This is a genomic window from Hydrogenobaculum sp. Y04AAS1 (assembly GCF_000020785.1).
Lineage (GTDB): Bacteria > Aquificota > Aquificia > Aquificales > Aquificaceae > Hydrogenobaculum.
Genome location: NC_011126.1, coordinates 754,767 through 771,100, shown reverse-complemented (window position 1 = coordinate 771,100; position 16,334 = coordinate 754,767). Strand labels below are relative to the sequence as shown.

Annotated in this window: 13 protein-coding genes; 12 read left to right on the top strand and 1 reads right to left on the bottom strand. The window is 35.0% G+C overall.

The features are described from left to right. The 10 genes from HY04AAS1_RS04160 (at nucleotide 1) to HY04AAS1_RS04115 (ending at nucleotide 12,222) form a co-directional block, all read left to right on the top strand. Complete coding sequence (locus HY04AAS1_RS04160; protein WP_012513869.1) at nucleotides 1-2,496, top strand: hypothetical protein; 2,496 nt, start codon at nucleotides 1-3, stop codon at nucleotides 2,494-2,496. Between the two features lie 4 nt (nucleotides 2,497-2,500). Beyond that, nucleotides 2,501-4,294 (top strand): hypothetical protein, encoded by a 1,794-nt coding sequence (locus tag HY04AAS1_RS04155; protein WP_012513868.1) that lies wholly within the window; start codon nucleotides 2,501-2,503, stop codon nucleotides 4,292-4,294. Nucleotides 4,295-4,468: 174 nt separating this feature from the next. Further along, on the top strand, nucleotides 4,469-5,359 hold the full coding sequence (locus HY04AAS1_RS04150) for a cytochrome c (protein ID WP_012513867.1): 891 nt from the start codon (nucleotides 4,469-4,471) through the stop codon (nucleotides 5,357-5,359). A gap of 12 nt (nucleotides 5,360-5,371) precedes the next feature. After that, on the top strand, nucleotides 5,372-6,790 hold the full coding sequence (locus tag HY04AAS1_RS04145) for a cbb3-type cytochrome c oxidase subunit I (RefSeq protein ID WP_012513866.1): 1,419 nt from the start codon (nucleotides 5,372-5,374) through the stop codon (nucleotides 6,788-6,790). Nucleotides 6,791-6,803: 13 nt separating this feature from the next. Continuing rightward, entirely contained in the window at nucleotides 6,804-7,733 is a 930-nt protein-coding gene (locus HY04AAS1_RS04140) for a cbb3-type cytochrome c oxidase subunit II (RefSeq protein WP_012513865.1), read from the top strand. Beyond that, nucleotides 7,730-8,026, top strand: coding sequence for a hypothetical protein (locus tag HY04AAS1_RS04135; RefSeq protein ID WP_012513864.1), 297 nt, complete (start codon nucleotides 7,730-7,732; stop codon nucleotides 8,024-8,026). Before HY04AAS1_RS04140 ends, HY04AAS1_RS04135 begins: the two co-directional genes overlap by 4 nt. Nucleotides 8,027-8,028: 2 nt before the next feature. Beyond that, the gene (locus tag HY04AAS1_RS04130) at nucleotides 8,029-8,268 is read left to right on the top strand and encodes a hypothetical protein (RefSeq protein ID WP_012513863.1); all 240 of its coding nucleotides are present in this window, start codon (nucleotides 8,029-8,031) and stop codon (nucleotides 8,266-8,268) included. A 115-nt stretch (nucleotides 8,269-8,383) separates the two neighbouring features. After that, entirely contained in the window at nucleotides 8,384-10,765 is a 2,382-nt protein-coding gene (locus tag HY04AAS1_RS04125; protein WP_012513862.1) for an EAL domain-containing protein, read from the top strand. A gap of 15 nt (nucleotides 10,766-10,780) precedes the next feature. Next, nucleotides 10,781-11,608, top strand: coding sequence for a class I tRNA ligase family protein (locus tag HY04AAS1_RS04120; protein ID WP_012513861.1), 828 nt, complete (start codon nucleotides 10,781-10,783; stop codon nucleotides 11,606-11,608). Beyond that, on the top strand, nucleotides 11,605-12,222 hold the full coding sequence (locus HY04AAS1_RS04115) for a LexA family transcriptional regulator (protein ID WP_012513860.1): 618 nt from the start codon (nucleotides 11,605-11,607) through the stop codon (nucleotides 12,220-12,222). The genes HY04AAS1_RS04120 and HY04AAS1_RS04115 overlap by 4 nt, the downstream gene beginning before the upstream one ends. Here the strand turns inward: HY04AAS1_RS04115 and HY04AAS1_RS04110 are convergent. Continuing rightward, a complete protein-coding gene (locus tag HY04AAS1_RS04110; protein WP_012513859.1) occupies nucleotides 12,219-13,493 on the bottom strand; it encodes a dihydroorotase in 1,275 nt (424 codons plus the stop codon). The two genes, HY04AAS1_RS04115 and HY04AAS1_RS04110, sit on opposite strands and share 4 nt — an antisense overlap. A 61-nt stretch (nucleotides 13,494-13,554) precedes the next feature. Between HY04AAS1_RS04110 and fsa the strand changes: the two genes are divergently transcribed. Both fsa and HY04AAS1_RS04100 read left to right on the top strand, forming a co-directional pair. After that, nucleotides 13,555-14,208, top strand: coding sequence for a fructose-6-phosphate aldolase (fsa, locus tag HY04AAS1_RS04105; RefSeq protein ID WP_012513858.1), 654 nt, complete (start codon nucleotides 13,555-13,557; stop codon nucleotides 14,206-14,208). A 67-nt stretch (nucleotides 14,209-14,275) separates the two neighbouring features. Then, the gene (locus tag HY04AAS1_RS04100; protein WP_012513857.1) at nucleotides 14,276-16,333 is read left to right on the top strand and encodes a methyl-accepting chemotaxis protein; all 2,058 of its coding nucleotides are present in this window, start codon (nucleotides 14,276-14,278) and stop codon (nucleotides 16,331-16,333) included. Nucleotide 16,334: the final 1 nt, after the last annotated feature.

Below are 16,334 nucleotides of genomic sequence, written 5' to 3'. Positions count from 1 at the left end.
ATGGGGTTTGGTTCATACGATTTGGTGACAAATGCTCTTAACATATTTAAGCAAGCTATAGATATTACCTCTCAAAATATAACAAATGCTAGCAATTCAAACTATGCGCAAGAGGTCCCTATAATACAAGATACTTATCCTATTGGTATAAGCATGCAAGATATAAAAAGAATTCAAAATCTTTACTTTTTCCAGCTTTTACAAAACAAAAGTGCAAGCTTAGATTATTTCAATACAAGATTACAATACAACAAACAAGTACAAAATATATTTAACATTGTTGGCCCTAACTCTTCTTCCACATCATACGACGATGCTTTTTTTAGTGCTTTTACACAGCTTTTTACAGATACGTCAAACGTAGGGTATCAAAATCAGGTACTCACTACAGCAAGCAATTTTGTGCAAAACTTAAATTCAAACGCCTCTACTATAAATAATTTAGCATACCAAGTCCCTAAAAGTTCTTTGCAATATTTAAATCAAATAAACACGCTTATAAAAAACTTGAGCAGCCTTAATCAACAGATTACCACCTCGTATGCGCTTACATATTCAAATGCTCATGACTACAAAGAACTTTTGGATCAAAGAGATGCATATATATCACAGCTTTCAAAGCTTATAAGCGTAAATGTCCAAGAGGATTCCATTGGAAGAGTGCATATCTCGATAAACGGCGGTTTTACACTGGTGGACGGCACTAATTATTGGAAGTTAGCGCTTGGGGGTTCTGGCAACTCACCCTACCAGACAATAGAGTGGTTAAACGACAACAATCAAGCTATAGACATCACAAACTATGTGCAGGGCGGGGAGTTGAAAGCTATGATAGATTTCTCTTATGATGCAAACAACTACAAAATAGAGCAAGACAATGTAGCAGCCAATGCAATAATGAACACAAAAATTCCTGTACAAAGTGGATCAAATTATTATTTGGTGCAAAATCTTACAAACACAGATTCACCGATAGGAAATCAAGGAGAAACGTGGAACTTTCCTCCAAACCATATATCATCGACTGCGGCTCCTCTTTCATCTTTAGGAGTATCAAACGGTAGTTTAACATTTTATACTGGTACTACGCCAAGTTACACCATATCAAACTACGGTGCTTTAAATCTTGTACAGCTTTCAAATTCAATAGATGCTAGTGGGATGTTTGAAGCAAACATATCTTTAGATCCTTCTGGAAATTACTATTTACAGATAACGCCCACCTACAGCAACACTGCAGGTTCTTTAACAAACGTTTACAACATAGTAGATTCTTCATCCAATATAGTATTTAATAGTGGAAGTGGGCCTGTCGGTGTGCTTTCCTTTGTGGACAACTCTAGCTCTGGTACATACGCTAGCTTAAATTACACAGATATGTCTTTAGATCAAATTGTAAATACAATAAACAATAGTCCAACATTGCAAGGAAAATATTATGCAAATATAGTATCTTCACCATTTGTAGATATGCCTATTGGATTATCGTCTTCTACAGATACAATTTCTCAAACAGGTGTACTTACTTTTAGAAACAACACTACTGCGCTTTTTAGTATCACATATACAAACCAAAGTTTGGTACAAATAGCCAACGAACTATCCCAAATTCCATCTGCAACACTTTTTAGCGCGAGCATAGTGAAAGAACAAGACGGGCTTTATCATCTTAGAATCCAGATAAAAAATCCAAACGAATACAATATAGTAGATAGCGGAAGCAGTTTTACGAGCCTTTACTCTCTACATATAGCTTCTTTGGATCAATCAAAATATGGCATTCAAGATTCTAAAAACACTTATACGTTTAGCAAAAATGTTATAAGCAATACAGTGTCGCTATCTTCTTATGGTATAGGACAAAATGCTACGCTTACATTCTACAATGGCAACGTTGCTTTATATTCTATATCAAACTACGGCCAGTATTCTTTAAACTCTTTGACATCTTTAATAGATTCAAATCCAGCGTTGCTGGGTCTTTTTAGCGCCAGTGTTGTTTCAAACCCCGATGGAACGTATTCCCTTGCTATAAGCTCTTCAAACCCATCTAATTATACACTTACAGACTCATCGTCAAACTTTTTAATGGGGGGTGGTAATATTTATAAAAGTGAAATGGTTTTTGAAGGCATAGATGCTTCTAGTATATCTGTTAACCCAAGCCTTGGTGCAATATTGCAAAACGTGGATCCAAACTCCGCTTCTAACTTTTCTTACTATTCCAACAGTTGGTGGGCTTCTTCCAAAAGCTTATACCAAACTCTTATAGGTTCTGTAGCATCTACTGTTAATATTTTACAAACAAGCTATAGCAGTATGAGCTCTTTAGTAAACTCTATAAGTTCTCAAGTTGCCCAAGTGCAAGGCGTATCTTTAGACCAACAGTATATAACGTTGCAAAACTTACAACAAGACTATCAAGCCTCTGCAAGCATAGTAGGTATATTAAACAACTTGATGCAAACTACGATCAACATGATAAACGGAGGTTGATGCTATGTCTGGAGCAATATCGGATTTAAGTCTTTACAACTTTTACAAATCTCAAGATAGTGTAGTGTTAAATAATCTTCAAGATACTATAGAAGAGGCTTCCACTGGGTATAAGCTTTTAAACATAGGTCAAAATCCAGGCGATACTCAGCAGGTTATAAATTTGAAAAAAGAAATAGTGCTTTTATCAACATATTCACAAAACGCTTTTTCAGCTAGCAACGTACTTACTACCACCACTTCTGTGCTTGGCAATCTTTATGACTATCTTCAAACAGTAAATACCGATGTTGTAGCAGCTGCTAACGAAGCTACGTACAATTCTACGCAACTTATAAATATGGGCCAAAGTATTTATTCTATATTGAATCTTACGTTGTCAAAAGCTAATGAAAAATTTGGAGACAACTATTTGTTTGGTGGCTCTTCGTTGTCTATACAGCCTTTTACTGCTGATTTTTCTTACCAAGCTTCTACTACAGATTTTTATACGCAAATATCAAACTCTTATCAAGTACCTACATATCTAAACGGTCAAAACGTTTTTGGGCTTAATATCCAAACTACCTCCACCTCATATAACTCTTATACACAAAGTTTTTCTGGACCCGGTGAACTTATAATACACTATGGTACCAATGTGTATCAGATAAACTATAACAATACGCCCTATGAATGGGATTGGGACGCTGGACTTTCTTCTACAAATGCACCTCTTGGAGCATCTGGTATGATATCTCTTAGTATGGTGACAGCCTCTGCTACAAATGTTTACAACATTTCTTATACAAGCACAGATACGTTATCAACGCTGTTAAACAAAATATCTACATCTACAGGTGGCGACTTTAAAGCGTCTATTCTACACAATTTAGATAATACTTACGGAATAGAAATATCACCATCCACAAATAATTTATCTGCTACTTATTCTCTTTATGATAGCAACTCTTTATATAAATTAGACCAAACCCCTTCAAATGTATTAGAGCTATCAAATTATATAAACAACGTTTTTAGCGGCACTTTGCAAGCTTTTATAAGACAAAATTCGAATTCGACATTTTCATTGGAGATCGCTGGAAAAGATGTAGCAAAACCTTTAAATATAATAGATTTGAATCAATACGTATCTTCTTCTTTTAAACAAGAAAGTGTTTTTTCTGTGTTAAAACAAACGGCTGATAGACTTAGTTTGGGGCTTCCAACCATAGATAACGAGCTTGGGGCAAACATGGTTATATCATCTCAAAGTTTTAATAGCCTAACATCACCTATTGGAGTAAACGGTACATTAGAAATAAGGATTAGTTCAAGCACGATACCGATAGATTATACTGCAAATATGAATCTAGCAGATGTAGCAAATCTTATCAATAAAGCTTTAAACGGAGCTGCTTATGCAGATTTTGTTCAAAATCAAAACGGCACTTATAACTTAGAGATAAGCTCAATGTTAGCTTCTCAATCGCTTACTGCCACAGATGTAGTGAATGGGGCTTTCTCCCAATTCAATAACAACCAGATACCAAACGGTAGCTATATATTCAATGTTCAAAGAGCTTTAGACCAAATATCTTATGCAAACGCTCAGGTAGGAAGCTATATCCAAAATATTCAAACCCAGGATAACGTACTGACAAACACTACTACTGTGGCTACTACAGAGCTTGCAAACTATCAGGACGCAAATGTACCCAATGTGTTAACAGACTATTCTCAATATCAGCTAGCTTACGAATCTTTGATGAACTTGATAGCAAATCAAAAGAACTTAACGATATTGAAGTATATATAGTATTTTACGTTGTTCAAAACGGTAAACGCTTTGTAAACACCTTAAATTATAAAAATATTTTGTAAAATGTAATTATTCACTTACTACATTATAATGATATTAAATCATTGAAATGAAATAATAGTGATATTACAATAGACTTCAAGATAGGTTTTATCCTAAAGGAGGATAGGAATGGACAAAGAGCGGTCAAAAAATCGTGAAAGTCCTGACAAGAAGTCAGGCAAATGGTTTGGGTTGGCGGCGGCTGCTGCTATATCTGTAGGTTTTGCATCCTTTATAATGTATATCAATCCAAAATCATCTCAAGCACGGGTAGAAAGTTATCCAGTGTTGAGTAAACAAGAGATGATAAGGGTTGGTAAGCAGATTTACGATCAAAGGTGTAGTGGCTGCCACGGTATGAACGGTAAAGGTGATGGTCCCGCTGCACAATTCTTTAGAGTAAAACCAAGAGATTTTACGACTTGCCTTTACAAATTTAAAAGCACTCCAGGTACCTCACTGCCTACTGACAGCGACCTTTTAAGAGTATTAAAAAACGGTGTACCCTCTACAGCAATGCCTGCTTTTCCTCATTACAACGACCAAGAACTTCTAGATGTAATAGAGTACATAAAAACGTTCTGTCCTGACTGGAGCAAATTAAAAGCGCAATCTCAGCCACCTCCAGAAAATTGGGAAGCACTTAAACCACCGCCATTTTTAGGTACTCCAGACTCTATAGCGAAAGGTAAGGTACTTTTTGAGCAAAACTGCGCTGCATGCCACGGTATAAATGGACAAGGTGATGGCCCAGCTGCTCTTTCAATACATGACCCTTCTGCTGAGTGTCAAAAATGGCAAGGTAATACTTGTGTAGAAAGACCACTTGAAAGACCAGCCAACTTGACACTTGGTATACTTCCAGGCGTATACGATGTAAATGAAATATATAAGACTATTACTATGGGTGTATTAGCGGGTACTACAGGTGGTATGCCATCGTTTTCATCGTTGTCTAGCAACGATAGGTGGAATTTGGTTTCTTATGTGCTATTTTTAATGGGTAAAACCCAAAAGTAAGGAGGATATAAGATGAAGCAACAACAAGAGCTTGTTTATACGGATTTGGTTAAGGCTCATATGATAATGGGTCTTATAGAATTGTTGCTTGTTATGATATTTGGCTTAACTTATTCACTAACATTTTTAAATATTCACATAGTTGACCCGTATCTATCTCCAGTAAGGCTTAGGTTTAACCATACAAACGTTGCAGCTTATGGTTTCTTGGCAAATTGTATAACTGGAGCCTTGTATTGGGCTGTTCCTCGTATGACAGGTCATCCAGTTTGGAACAGAGCTTACGGATGGCTTTTGTGGGCAGCTCTTCAAGTAGCTGGTGTGGGTACCGTAATAGCACTTCTTTTCTTTGGCGGTACGATGCTTGGTGGACCAGAACTAAGCAGATGGATTGGTCCTCAATCTGTGGAGTGGTCTGAAACGCCGTTTATAATGGACGTGCCTATAACATTGTGGTTGTTTGTAGTAATACCTCAATTTTTAGTCCCTATAATAAAAGCCTCAAAAGAAAAGCCTCTATACACAGGGCTTTGGTACATAACAGCGGGTCTTGTATGGACGCCTTTGGTTTATGTACTTGGTAACTATCCAAGCGTGTTCTTCTATCCTGGTGCAGCAGGTGCAGCTCTAAACGGTTCTTTCATACATGACCTTGTTGGTCTTTACGTTACACCTATGGGATGGGGTCTTATGTACTACTTTGTACCTAGAGTTCTCCAAAAGCCAATATGGTCTCACGGTTTAGGACTTTTAGGTTTCTGGGGATTGGCATTTTTCTACCCAGCGCAAGGTGTTCATCACTACTTATGGTCTCCAATACCGATGTTTGCTCAATATGCAGCCGTATTTGCTACAATAGCTATAGAAATAGTTGTGACCACGGTGCTTGTTAACTTCATGATGACTCTAAGAGGTTCTTATGGAGCCATGAAGGAAGACATGGCTTTAAGATGGTTCTATGTAGGTATGATAGACTATTGGATAACTTGTTTCCAATGTTCTATACAAGTGCTTTTGACCACTCAAAAAGTCATACACTTTACAGACTGGGTAACAGGGCATGCTCACCTTATCATGTTTGGAACATTTGGTTTCTGGCTTTTAGGCATGTATGAGCACATAGTACCAAGAATGTACGGTCTAAAGTACACATACTCAAGACCTCTATCGGAAACCGCTTTCTGGTTTATGTTGATAGGTACAGAAGTTATGTTTGTGGACCTAGGCGTGGCTGGTATAGCTGAAGGTTTTGCGTGGATAGCTCAAGTACCTTTCATAGACTCAGTGAATATTGGTAAACCATTCTGGTGGGTACGTACAGCTTCCGGTATATTCATATTTATAGGTTATATAGCTTACTTCTACAACATACTAAAGACTATGACCGTAGGAAGAGCTTATCAAGCTTCTACAAAAGTGGCTACGGCTTAAGGAGGAATAGACTATGGCATCTGGTGGAAAGGCAATACACGAAAGATGGGCTTTTATATTCTTCTTGGCTGGTATAGGATTCTTTGTCACTGGTACCTTTGTACAAGGGGTTTTGCCCATAATGGTGCTCGGTGGTTCCAGCAAGATGAAGACTAAAGATCAGGTGGTATCAGAAGGTTTTTACAAAAGACAGTTTCCAGAAGTTATTCAGCTTTTAGCTATGTATCCCAATCTTTGGAAGAAATATTACAACGTACCTGATCAGTATTTTTATACGGCCTCACCTGCTGTACAAAAGCAGATTATAAAAGGTGTGGCTCAAGCTATAAGCGACGGTAGATGGATATATATGGCAGAAGGATGCTGGCAGTGTCACTCCCAATACGTAAGACCAGTATCCAATGAGCCATCTTATTATGGACATGTATCAGTGCCAAGCGAATATGATAATACGTTATTTTTGCCTCACCTTTTTGGTACTGAAAGAAAAGGTCCAGACCTTATAAGAGAAGCCGGTAAAAAGGGTGTAGAATGGCACTTGGCACACTTCGTAAATCCTCAATATACAGTACCCGGTTCTATAATGCCAAGGTTTGCTAAATTTGTAGATTTAAAAGACGGTAAACCAGTTTTGACACCAGCAAATCCAAACAACGCTTACGCATCTTTAAACCCAGAACCAACCAAGTATGGATTGGCTGTTATAACTTATCTTGAATGGCTTGGTAGCTGGTATAGACCAAGGTTCTTTGATGAGTGGCGTAAAGAGGTTGCAGAGGAACAACAAAACCCTCAAGCTATGCAAGCAGCTATGAGCGCTAGTTCTACAAGCAATTCTTCACCTAATTCTTCAAATTCAAACAGCTCAAGTTCTTCGTCAAACTCAAACTCTTCAAATAGCAGTGGTAATAAAACTGCCTCACCGTCTGGAGCATCACAATGAGCAAGGGAAGAAAAATATTCTTAATAACAATGGTAATTGCGGTAGTGCTAATGGCTGGCATTCCGTTCTCCTATAGACTTATAAGCTGGGCTATAGTGGGGACTTCTGCCAGCGATGATGCCCACTCTGTGTTTATAATTATTACTACAACGTATCTATTTGGTATGTTGACTTTTGCTTCGTTTTTTATGTGGGCTTTTTTGAGAGGCGAGTTTAACAATATAGAGGCCTCTAAATTTGATATGATAGATATGGATAAAAAATACGATAGGATTGAGCATACGGAGGTGTAATTATGGTTGATGCTAAAAAAAGATACTTAACACCTGCAGAGTCAGATTATAAAGTAAGTGGTTATCAAGGAAACAAGATACCACTCATGGTAATTATTATGTGGCTTATGTTTATAGTTTTAGCCGTTACATACACTATAGTGGATGTAATACCAGACTTATCCGATTGGTTTAAAGGTTGGCCAGTAGATAAAGCTCAGTGGTATCACTTCTATAAATATTACGGCAATCAAAATCCTTAAAGATTCTATACGGGGTCGGGGGGGCCTCAGCCCCCATTCTATCCATTTTATAGGATAAATGATGTTGATATCATAACAGAAAAATGAAATTTATATTATAATTCTTATATTCTTTATGAAAGTAGAAGCTTTTAAGCATATAAAACATTACTTAGAAAATATTAACAAAAAATATGGTCTTGTATTTTCTTGGTTAGGCTTAAGAAAAAGCGATTATACGGTTTTCCCGCTAATGTCGTCAAAAGAAAATGAAGACTATTTAAAATATGTAAAGTTAAGATGGGATGATTCACCATATGGTAATGCACCTGTACCTGTGGGAATGGCAATAAAAACGGCTAAGATTCAATATTCAAATGATATGCTAAATGACAAAAGATTTGAGCCAGTTTATGAGCTTTTAAAGAAGAAAAATTTTTTGTCAATGATTACTGTTCCTTTGCTTAAAGACGATAACAAAGTGTTTGGGGTTTTTGCGGGTTATTCTGATAAAATTAATTTTTTTAACGATGAAATTATACATAGCATATCGAGGGATGTTGAAAATATAAATCAAGAGCTTGTTAAAATTTATAAAGATGAAATTCAAATAGAGGAAAAAATAAATGAATACCTTAGTATTTTATACGACATGATAACATATATAAACAAAGGCACTGCATCAAATATAGACCCGAAATATTTAACCGTAGATGTTTTAAACGATTTAGATAAGCTTTTAAATGCGGATGGCTCTGAGTTTATAATATATAATAAAACGGACAACAAAGTTGAAATGTGTGTAGCATCTGATTTATTTTTAGAAAATTTTTCTATACCATCCTTTGACTTAGAAATGTTTGGAGGTTTGTCACCGTTTGTAAAACACTATATGGAGATAGAGCATGCGGCAAACATAGATTATGAGCATGATCCTTACGCTTCAAAATGGTATATAGAAAAAGGGTTGAAATTTATAAATTCTACATCTATAAATACATATATATACAATAAAGACACTGCTTGCATGCTTCTTTTTGCAAGAAAAAATGAAATTCTTATATCAGAAATAGAATTAAACATACTAAAGCTTATCAATCAAGCTTTATTCAGCATTTTTGTGGCAAGAAAATATCTTACAGATATAGATTCTTTACACATTCATCTTGAAGAAATTGCTACAAAAGATCCATTGACAGGATTTTACAACAAGGATATGTTTGATATGTTCTTAGAAAATGAAGTAAAAAAATCAGCCGTTAGGATGTTGCCAAATGCTTTTAGTTATATATTGATAGATATAGATAACTTTAAATATATAAACGATGCCTACGGTTATTCAGCTGGGGATATGGTCATAAAAGAACTATCCAATATATTAAAATCTAGCACTAGAGCTCCAGATATATTGGCTAGGATAGGCGGAGATGAGTTTGGAATAATTGCACCAGATACAAAAGTACAATCTGCAAAGGTGATAATGGAGAGAATAAACGAGAGACTAAGTTCTCAGCCGATAATATTAGAAGATAAAAAAATATATATAAGTTTATCCGTAGGTATATCAACGTGCTTTGAAAAAGAAGGGCAAAGCTTGCTAATATCTGGTTTCTCAGATGATGATAACACTCAAAATAAGCGCTTATCTAAAGCGTTTTGTTCAAAAGAAGAGGTTAAGATGCTTGCCGAAGAAGCGTTAAGAAAAGCAAAGAAAAGTGGGAAGTCTAGTGTGGTTATAGCCTCTTTTGAAGATAATGATATAGAATATATTTCAAAATACGAACTTATAAACAATGCTATAAACGGAAATTTAATAAAACCGGCGTTTCAGCCAATCTTTGATCTTGAGGATAAAAAAATAATAGGTTTTGAAGCTCTTTGTAGGATAGAGATAAATGACAATATAATATATCCAGATCAGTTTATAGAAGAGGCTGAAGATTTGGGGCTTATAAATAAAATAGATCTACTGATGATAAGAAAAGCTTGTGAGAGAATATCAGCGTTAAATAAAAAAATTAATTCACAAGATGGTTTAAGGCTTTTTGTAAACATAAGCGCGAAGGCTTTTAAAGATAGAAGATTTTTTCAGAATGTAGTTGATATAGCAAAAGAGTACGGTATGCAAAATAAGCTATACATAGAAATTACAGAAAGGGAATCTCTTTCTAATTTGGAAAAATTTGAGGAGATAGAAGAATTTTTAAAATATTATGGTATCCATTTTGTAATAGATGATTTTGGAAGTGGATATTCTTCATTTTTATATCTGAAGTTTATAAAAACGGAGATTCTAAAAATAGATGGGGCTTTTGTTAAAAACATAGTAAAAAACGAAAGGGATGTGGCGATAGTGAGTGGTATAAATACAATTGCTAAACATCTTAATACAAAAACGTTGGCAGAGTTTATAGAAAATGAGGAAACTCTTGATGAACTTGTGAAGATAGGAGTAAATTACGGTCAAGGGTATTATCTTGGTAAGCCAACTTTTGATTTGGAGAAATTCTTTCAATAATTTATAATATTTTCTATGAAGATAAAAGATTTCTTAAAAGAATATAAACTTAGTTTAGGAGATAACGCAAGGTTTCTTTTAGAACCCCTTGGATTAGGATCTTTAGAAAGTCAAATTGAGTCAAAGCTTGGCGAAGCTGCTAAAATGTCCAAATCAAAAGCAAACACCATAGACCCAGCTATAGCTATAGAAAAATACGGTGCTGATACCATAAGACTATATATACTTTTTGCGGCACCTCCAGAGCAAGATTTTGAGTGGATAGAAACTTCAATAGAAGGTGTTCATAGGTTTTTGAAAAGGGTTTTCAACTTTGTTACTTCAAATATCTCTATTTTAAAAGCCGAGTACGGTGATAAAGAAAAAAACAAGGATTTATACTATGAAATAAATAAATGTATTCAAAGATATAGGAAAGATTTGGAAAAATACCAATTTAATACTATGATAGCATCAGCTATGGAGTTGTTTAACTATTTACAGGATTTTAAACCAAGTACCGATGAAAATAAGCACACTTTAAAAGAAGGCGTTTTAACGCTTTTAAAAATGTTATATCCAATGGCTCCTCATATAACAAGCGAGCTATTCGAGATGATAGGTTACGACAAAGAGATAAAACTACCAGCACTTGACGAATCTGCTCTTGTAAAAGAAAAGATAGATATCCCAGTGCAAATAAACGGTAAATTAAGAAGTACTATAACCATACCAGCTGGAGCTGATGAAAGTTTAGCTTTACAAACGGCTTTGCAAGATGATAAAATTAAAAAATATTTAGAGGGTAAAGAGATAAGAAAGGTTATTTTTGTAAGAGATAAACTCCTTAATATAGTAATATGAATATTGGACAAAGATTGAAATACATCAGAGAGTCAAAGGGTATTTCAAGAAGGGAATTGGCAAAGATGATGGGAAAAGACGAAGTGTCTTTTGAACAGTACCTATACAAATTAGAATCCGGAAAAATCTTAAATCCTGGTATAGAGCTTGTAGAATCAATATCAAAAGCTCTTGGTATAAGCCCAAAAGATTTGTTGGAAAAACAAGAAGAACACGGCGATATTGAGACTGTTTTTGCAATACCCATTGTAGATGTAAAAGCAGGAGCCGGCAATCCTCTTTATGCAGAAGAGTATATATATGTAAACGATATAATACCATCTAGATATCTAAGTGCTATAAAAATAAAAGGCGATTCTATGGAACCGATTATAAAAGACGGAGAATATGTCATAATAGACACATCTTCTAAAGACATAATAAACGGTAAAATATATGTTATATCAGATAAAGATGGTGGGCTTTTGGTAAGAAGGATATATAAATTAAACGACGGGTTTTTTAGGCTTTTACCAGAAAACGAAGCTTATAAAAGCCAAGACGTAAAAGCAAGCGATATAAGAATAATAGGTAAAGCCATAAAAGCTGTTAGCCCTTCCAGAAAATTAACCTAATAATATCTATAAACTATATTACCTTTATATATGGTATAAAACACCTTTGAAGTAAGTACGCTATTTAAAAAAGGAGAATTTGAAGACTTAGAAGGGTTTATGCTTTCATCAAAAAGCCATTCGTGACTTGGGTGCCATAAAACTAGATTTGCCAAGGCTCCTTCTTTTATTGTGTTGTCAAAGCCAAGTATCTTAGCAGGGTTTTTAGACATAAGTGTTATCAAACTTTTAATATCTATAACACCATCTTTTACAAGACTCATTATAATTGGTAGGGCTACTTGAAAACCTAGCATGCCAGCGGCACCTTTAATAGGGTGTAATTTTTCGTTTTTAGCGTGAGGTGCATGGTCTGTGGCTATACAATCTATTACTCCTTCTTGTAGGGCTTTTATAAGAGCTTCTTGGGTTTTGTAATCTCTAATAGGTGGATTTACCTTTAAAATGGTTTTTTTCTTAAAAGCTGCAAAACTGTTTAAAGCAAGATGGTTTGGATTTACTTCACAGGTTATATTTGCGCCTTTTTCTTTGAAAAATTTAACTATATCAACGCTTAAAGAAGAAGAAAGATGTTGGATGTGCAATTTACCACCTGTTTTATAAGAAAGTATACAGTCTCTTGCCACCATTACATCCTCTGCATAAGAAGGTCTAAACGGAAGTCCGTAGACGCTTGAGAAAGCCCCCTCGTCAAAAGCGCCATTTCCAGCAAAAGCATCATCTTCACAGTGGTTTGCCACAAAAGAATTTAATAAGCTAACCATTTCAAGGGCTTTTAGCATAAGTTTTTGGTCTTGCACCGGCGATCCATCATCGGTAAAACATACAGTCCCTGCTTTTTTAAGTCTATAGAAATCTGTAAGTTCTTTGCCAGATCTATTTTTAGTTACGCAGGCGCTTACTTTTACATCGCATATTCCTATTTTTTCAGCCTTTGAGAGTATGTAAGATATAATACTTTCGTTGTCTATGGGAGGATTTGTGTTTGGCATACAAACAATCGTGGTAAATCCACCAAACGTGGCTGCTTTCATACCGCTTTCTAAATCTTCTTTGTAAGTAAAGCCTGGGTCTCTGAGATGGGCGTGTATATCCACAAACCCAGAGCAAGCTATTAGTCCTTTGGCTTCTACAGTGTTATAATCTTTTTTGTCAATGTATTCTGATATTTTGTCTATTTTATCATCTTTTATAAGAATATCAACTTCTTTGTCAAAGTTTAAATTTGGTTCTATAAGTCTTGCGCTTTTTATAAGAAGATTTCTACTCATTTATTACATTATATCAAAATTTAGCTTATAATAATTTATATACCAAAAGGAGGTAAAGTATATGCAATTTTTTATAGACACGGCAAATATAGACGAAATAAAGCAAGCAATAGATTGGGGAATATTGGACGGTGTTACTACAAACCCTACATTAGCAGCTAAAACTGGAAGACCCTTTATGGATGTTGTTAAAGATATACTTAGTATAGTGGATGGCCCAGTGAGTTTGGAGACGGTATCGTTGGATACGGAAGGTATGGTGAAAGAGGGCAGGTTCTTAGCAGAGCTTGGAGACAATGTGGTAGTAAAAATACCTATGACAAAAGAAGGGATGAAAGCTGTAAACATACTTGAAGAAGAGGGGATACCAACGAATGTAACGTTAATATTTAGCCCTATGCAAGCTCTTATTGCTGCCAAAGCGGGTGCAAGCTATGTATCACCATTTATAGGAAGGCTTGATGATATATCCACAGACGGGATGAATCTTGTGAGAGATATAAGGACAATATTTGACAACTATGGCTATGAGACAGAGATAATAGCTGCAAGTATAAGGCATCCAATACATGTACTTGAAGCTGCAAAAGCTGGAGCTGATATAGCCACTATTCCCTTTAACGTATTAGAAGCTTTATTCAGACATCCTCTTACCGATATAGGTATAGATAAGTTTTTAAAAGACTGGGAAAAGGTCCCAAATAAACCATTTTAACTTTTAAAACTATAAACATTAATTTAAGGAGAGAGAGGAGGGTTAAATGAGGGTATAGGAGGTATTTATGTTTTTAATTGAAAAGACATCGTTGAAAGTAAAGCTATTTGGACTGGGTTTGATAACCTTAATCTTAGGTATATTATACACCTACAGCAACTATGAAGCAAATTTAAGTTATATGGAACAGATGTCACTAGAGATGAAAGCTATATCAATATCAAAACCACTTTTTAAACTATATATGGACTTAGAATCTGCAAGAATATACAGTAGATCTTTGGCTGGAGGAAATACAGCTGTCAGACCTGCCCTTGAAAAGGCGGTAGAAAATGTAAATAAAGATTTGGAAGAAGCGGCAAACATTAACGAAAAATATGGGAAAGACCTAAATACTACAAAAGATTTTGAGCTTTTAGAAAAAACATGGCAAGACATGAGGCAAAAAACTTTTTCTTATACAAAAAGCGAGGTAAAAGATAACTACAACAATATTGTAAAGATAGTATATAGAAAACTGTTATTGAGGGATTGCTTTGAAAATGGTGGACTAATAGCTGATCCAGATATGGGACGTATAAATCTAATAGTTGGTTTGTATGTGGTTCAAGGACCAACGATAGACTATCGTGGAAGACTTTCTTCCAGAACAGCCCAAGTGCTGTATGATAATCAGCTAAAACCGTCGGATATTACAATGCTTCAAACTATATCAAAAGATACAGAGTTAAGGTTAAACAATTTAAAAAATATTTATTACAAAATAGCTCAACAGTATAATCCAAGATATAAAAAATCTTATAATGATTTTCTAGCATTTTATGGTATTATGACAAACAAGTTTTTACCCACTATACAAAATATAGTAACAAACGGACCATCCTCTGTACCTCTGCAAAATTTTCTTTCTATATACGAAGAGACGAATATTGTGGCAAAAAAAGAAGCAAATTCTGTAGTAAACACTCTTTACGATGATATTATTTCAAGCTACAAAGATGCAAAATTTTCCCTAATAAGAAGCATAATTATATCTACATTTTTGGTATTTGTAAGCATATCGTTGTTTATATATCTATGGGTTATTATAAGGAAAGAGCTTGATATACTTTTAAAAGCCTCAAAGAATTTAGAAAACGGGAATCTTGATGTAAATACAAACATAGGTTTTAAAGACGAGATAGCGGAAGTTATAAAAACTATGTTGAATGGTCTTTCTATGATAAGCAACGTGTTAGGTGAGATAAAAAAGGTTGTAGAGAATATGGCTAAGCTAGATTTTAGTGAAGATATAGGAGCCGATGCTAAGGGAGATTTGGATGTAATAAAACAAGGTATAAACAAAGCTTTAGGTTCTTTGAGAATTTTATTAAATAACTTGGCTGAGATGGCTATAAAATTAGGTTCAAGCGTAGAAGAGCTTTCAGCTACTACGGGTTCTATAGCTCAAGAAAATAAGAATTTAAACGAACAAATTAGCTCAATAGCTTCTTCAGTGGAGGAGGTATCCGCCACTACAAACTCGATTGCTTCTAGTATGATAAGTACTAAGGAAGCGATAAACAAACTTTTTGAAATAATAAAAGATGGTAGTACCAAATTAGAAAAGACCGTTTCCTCTGCAGAGCTTATGGAAAAAACTAGTCAAGAGATAAATGTTATTGTAGAAAATATACTATATATAACAGAACAAACAAACTTACTAGCTTTAAACGCGGCAATAGAAGCTGCTCGTGCTGGTGAAGCTGGTAGAGGATTTGCCGTAGTGGCTGACGAAGTCAAAAAACTTGCGGAAAGAACTGGCAATTTTGCTAAAAACATATCCGATATGATAAATAATATTACAAAAGGAATAGAAAATACAACATCTGCAATAAGAGATATTTACTTATATTATAAAGAAATTGAAAATAAATCAAAAGTGGTACAAGAAGCTTCAGAAACGGTGACAACTGCTGCAGAAGAACAAAATGCCACAGTAGCCTCTCTAGCACAAAATATGATTAGCATAAGGGAGTTTTCTGATAAATTATCAACAGCAACGGAAGAACTTTTTGCTACGTTTAATCAACTAGCTAAAGTGGCAGAAGAGTTAAAACAGGAGATGAGTAAGTTTAAGTTTTAAA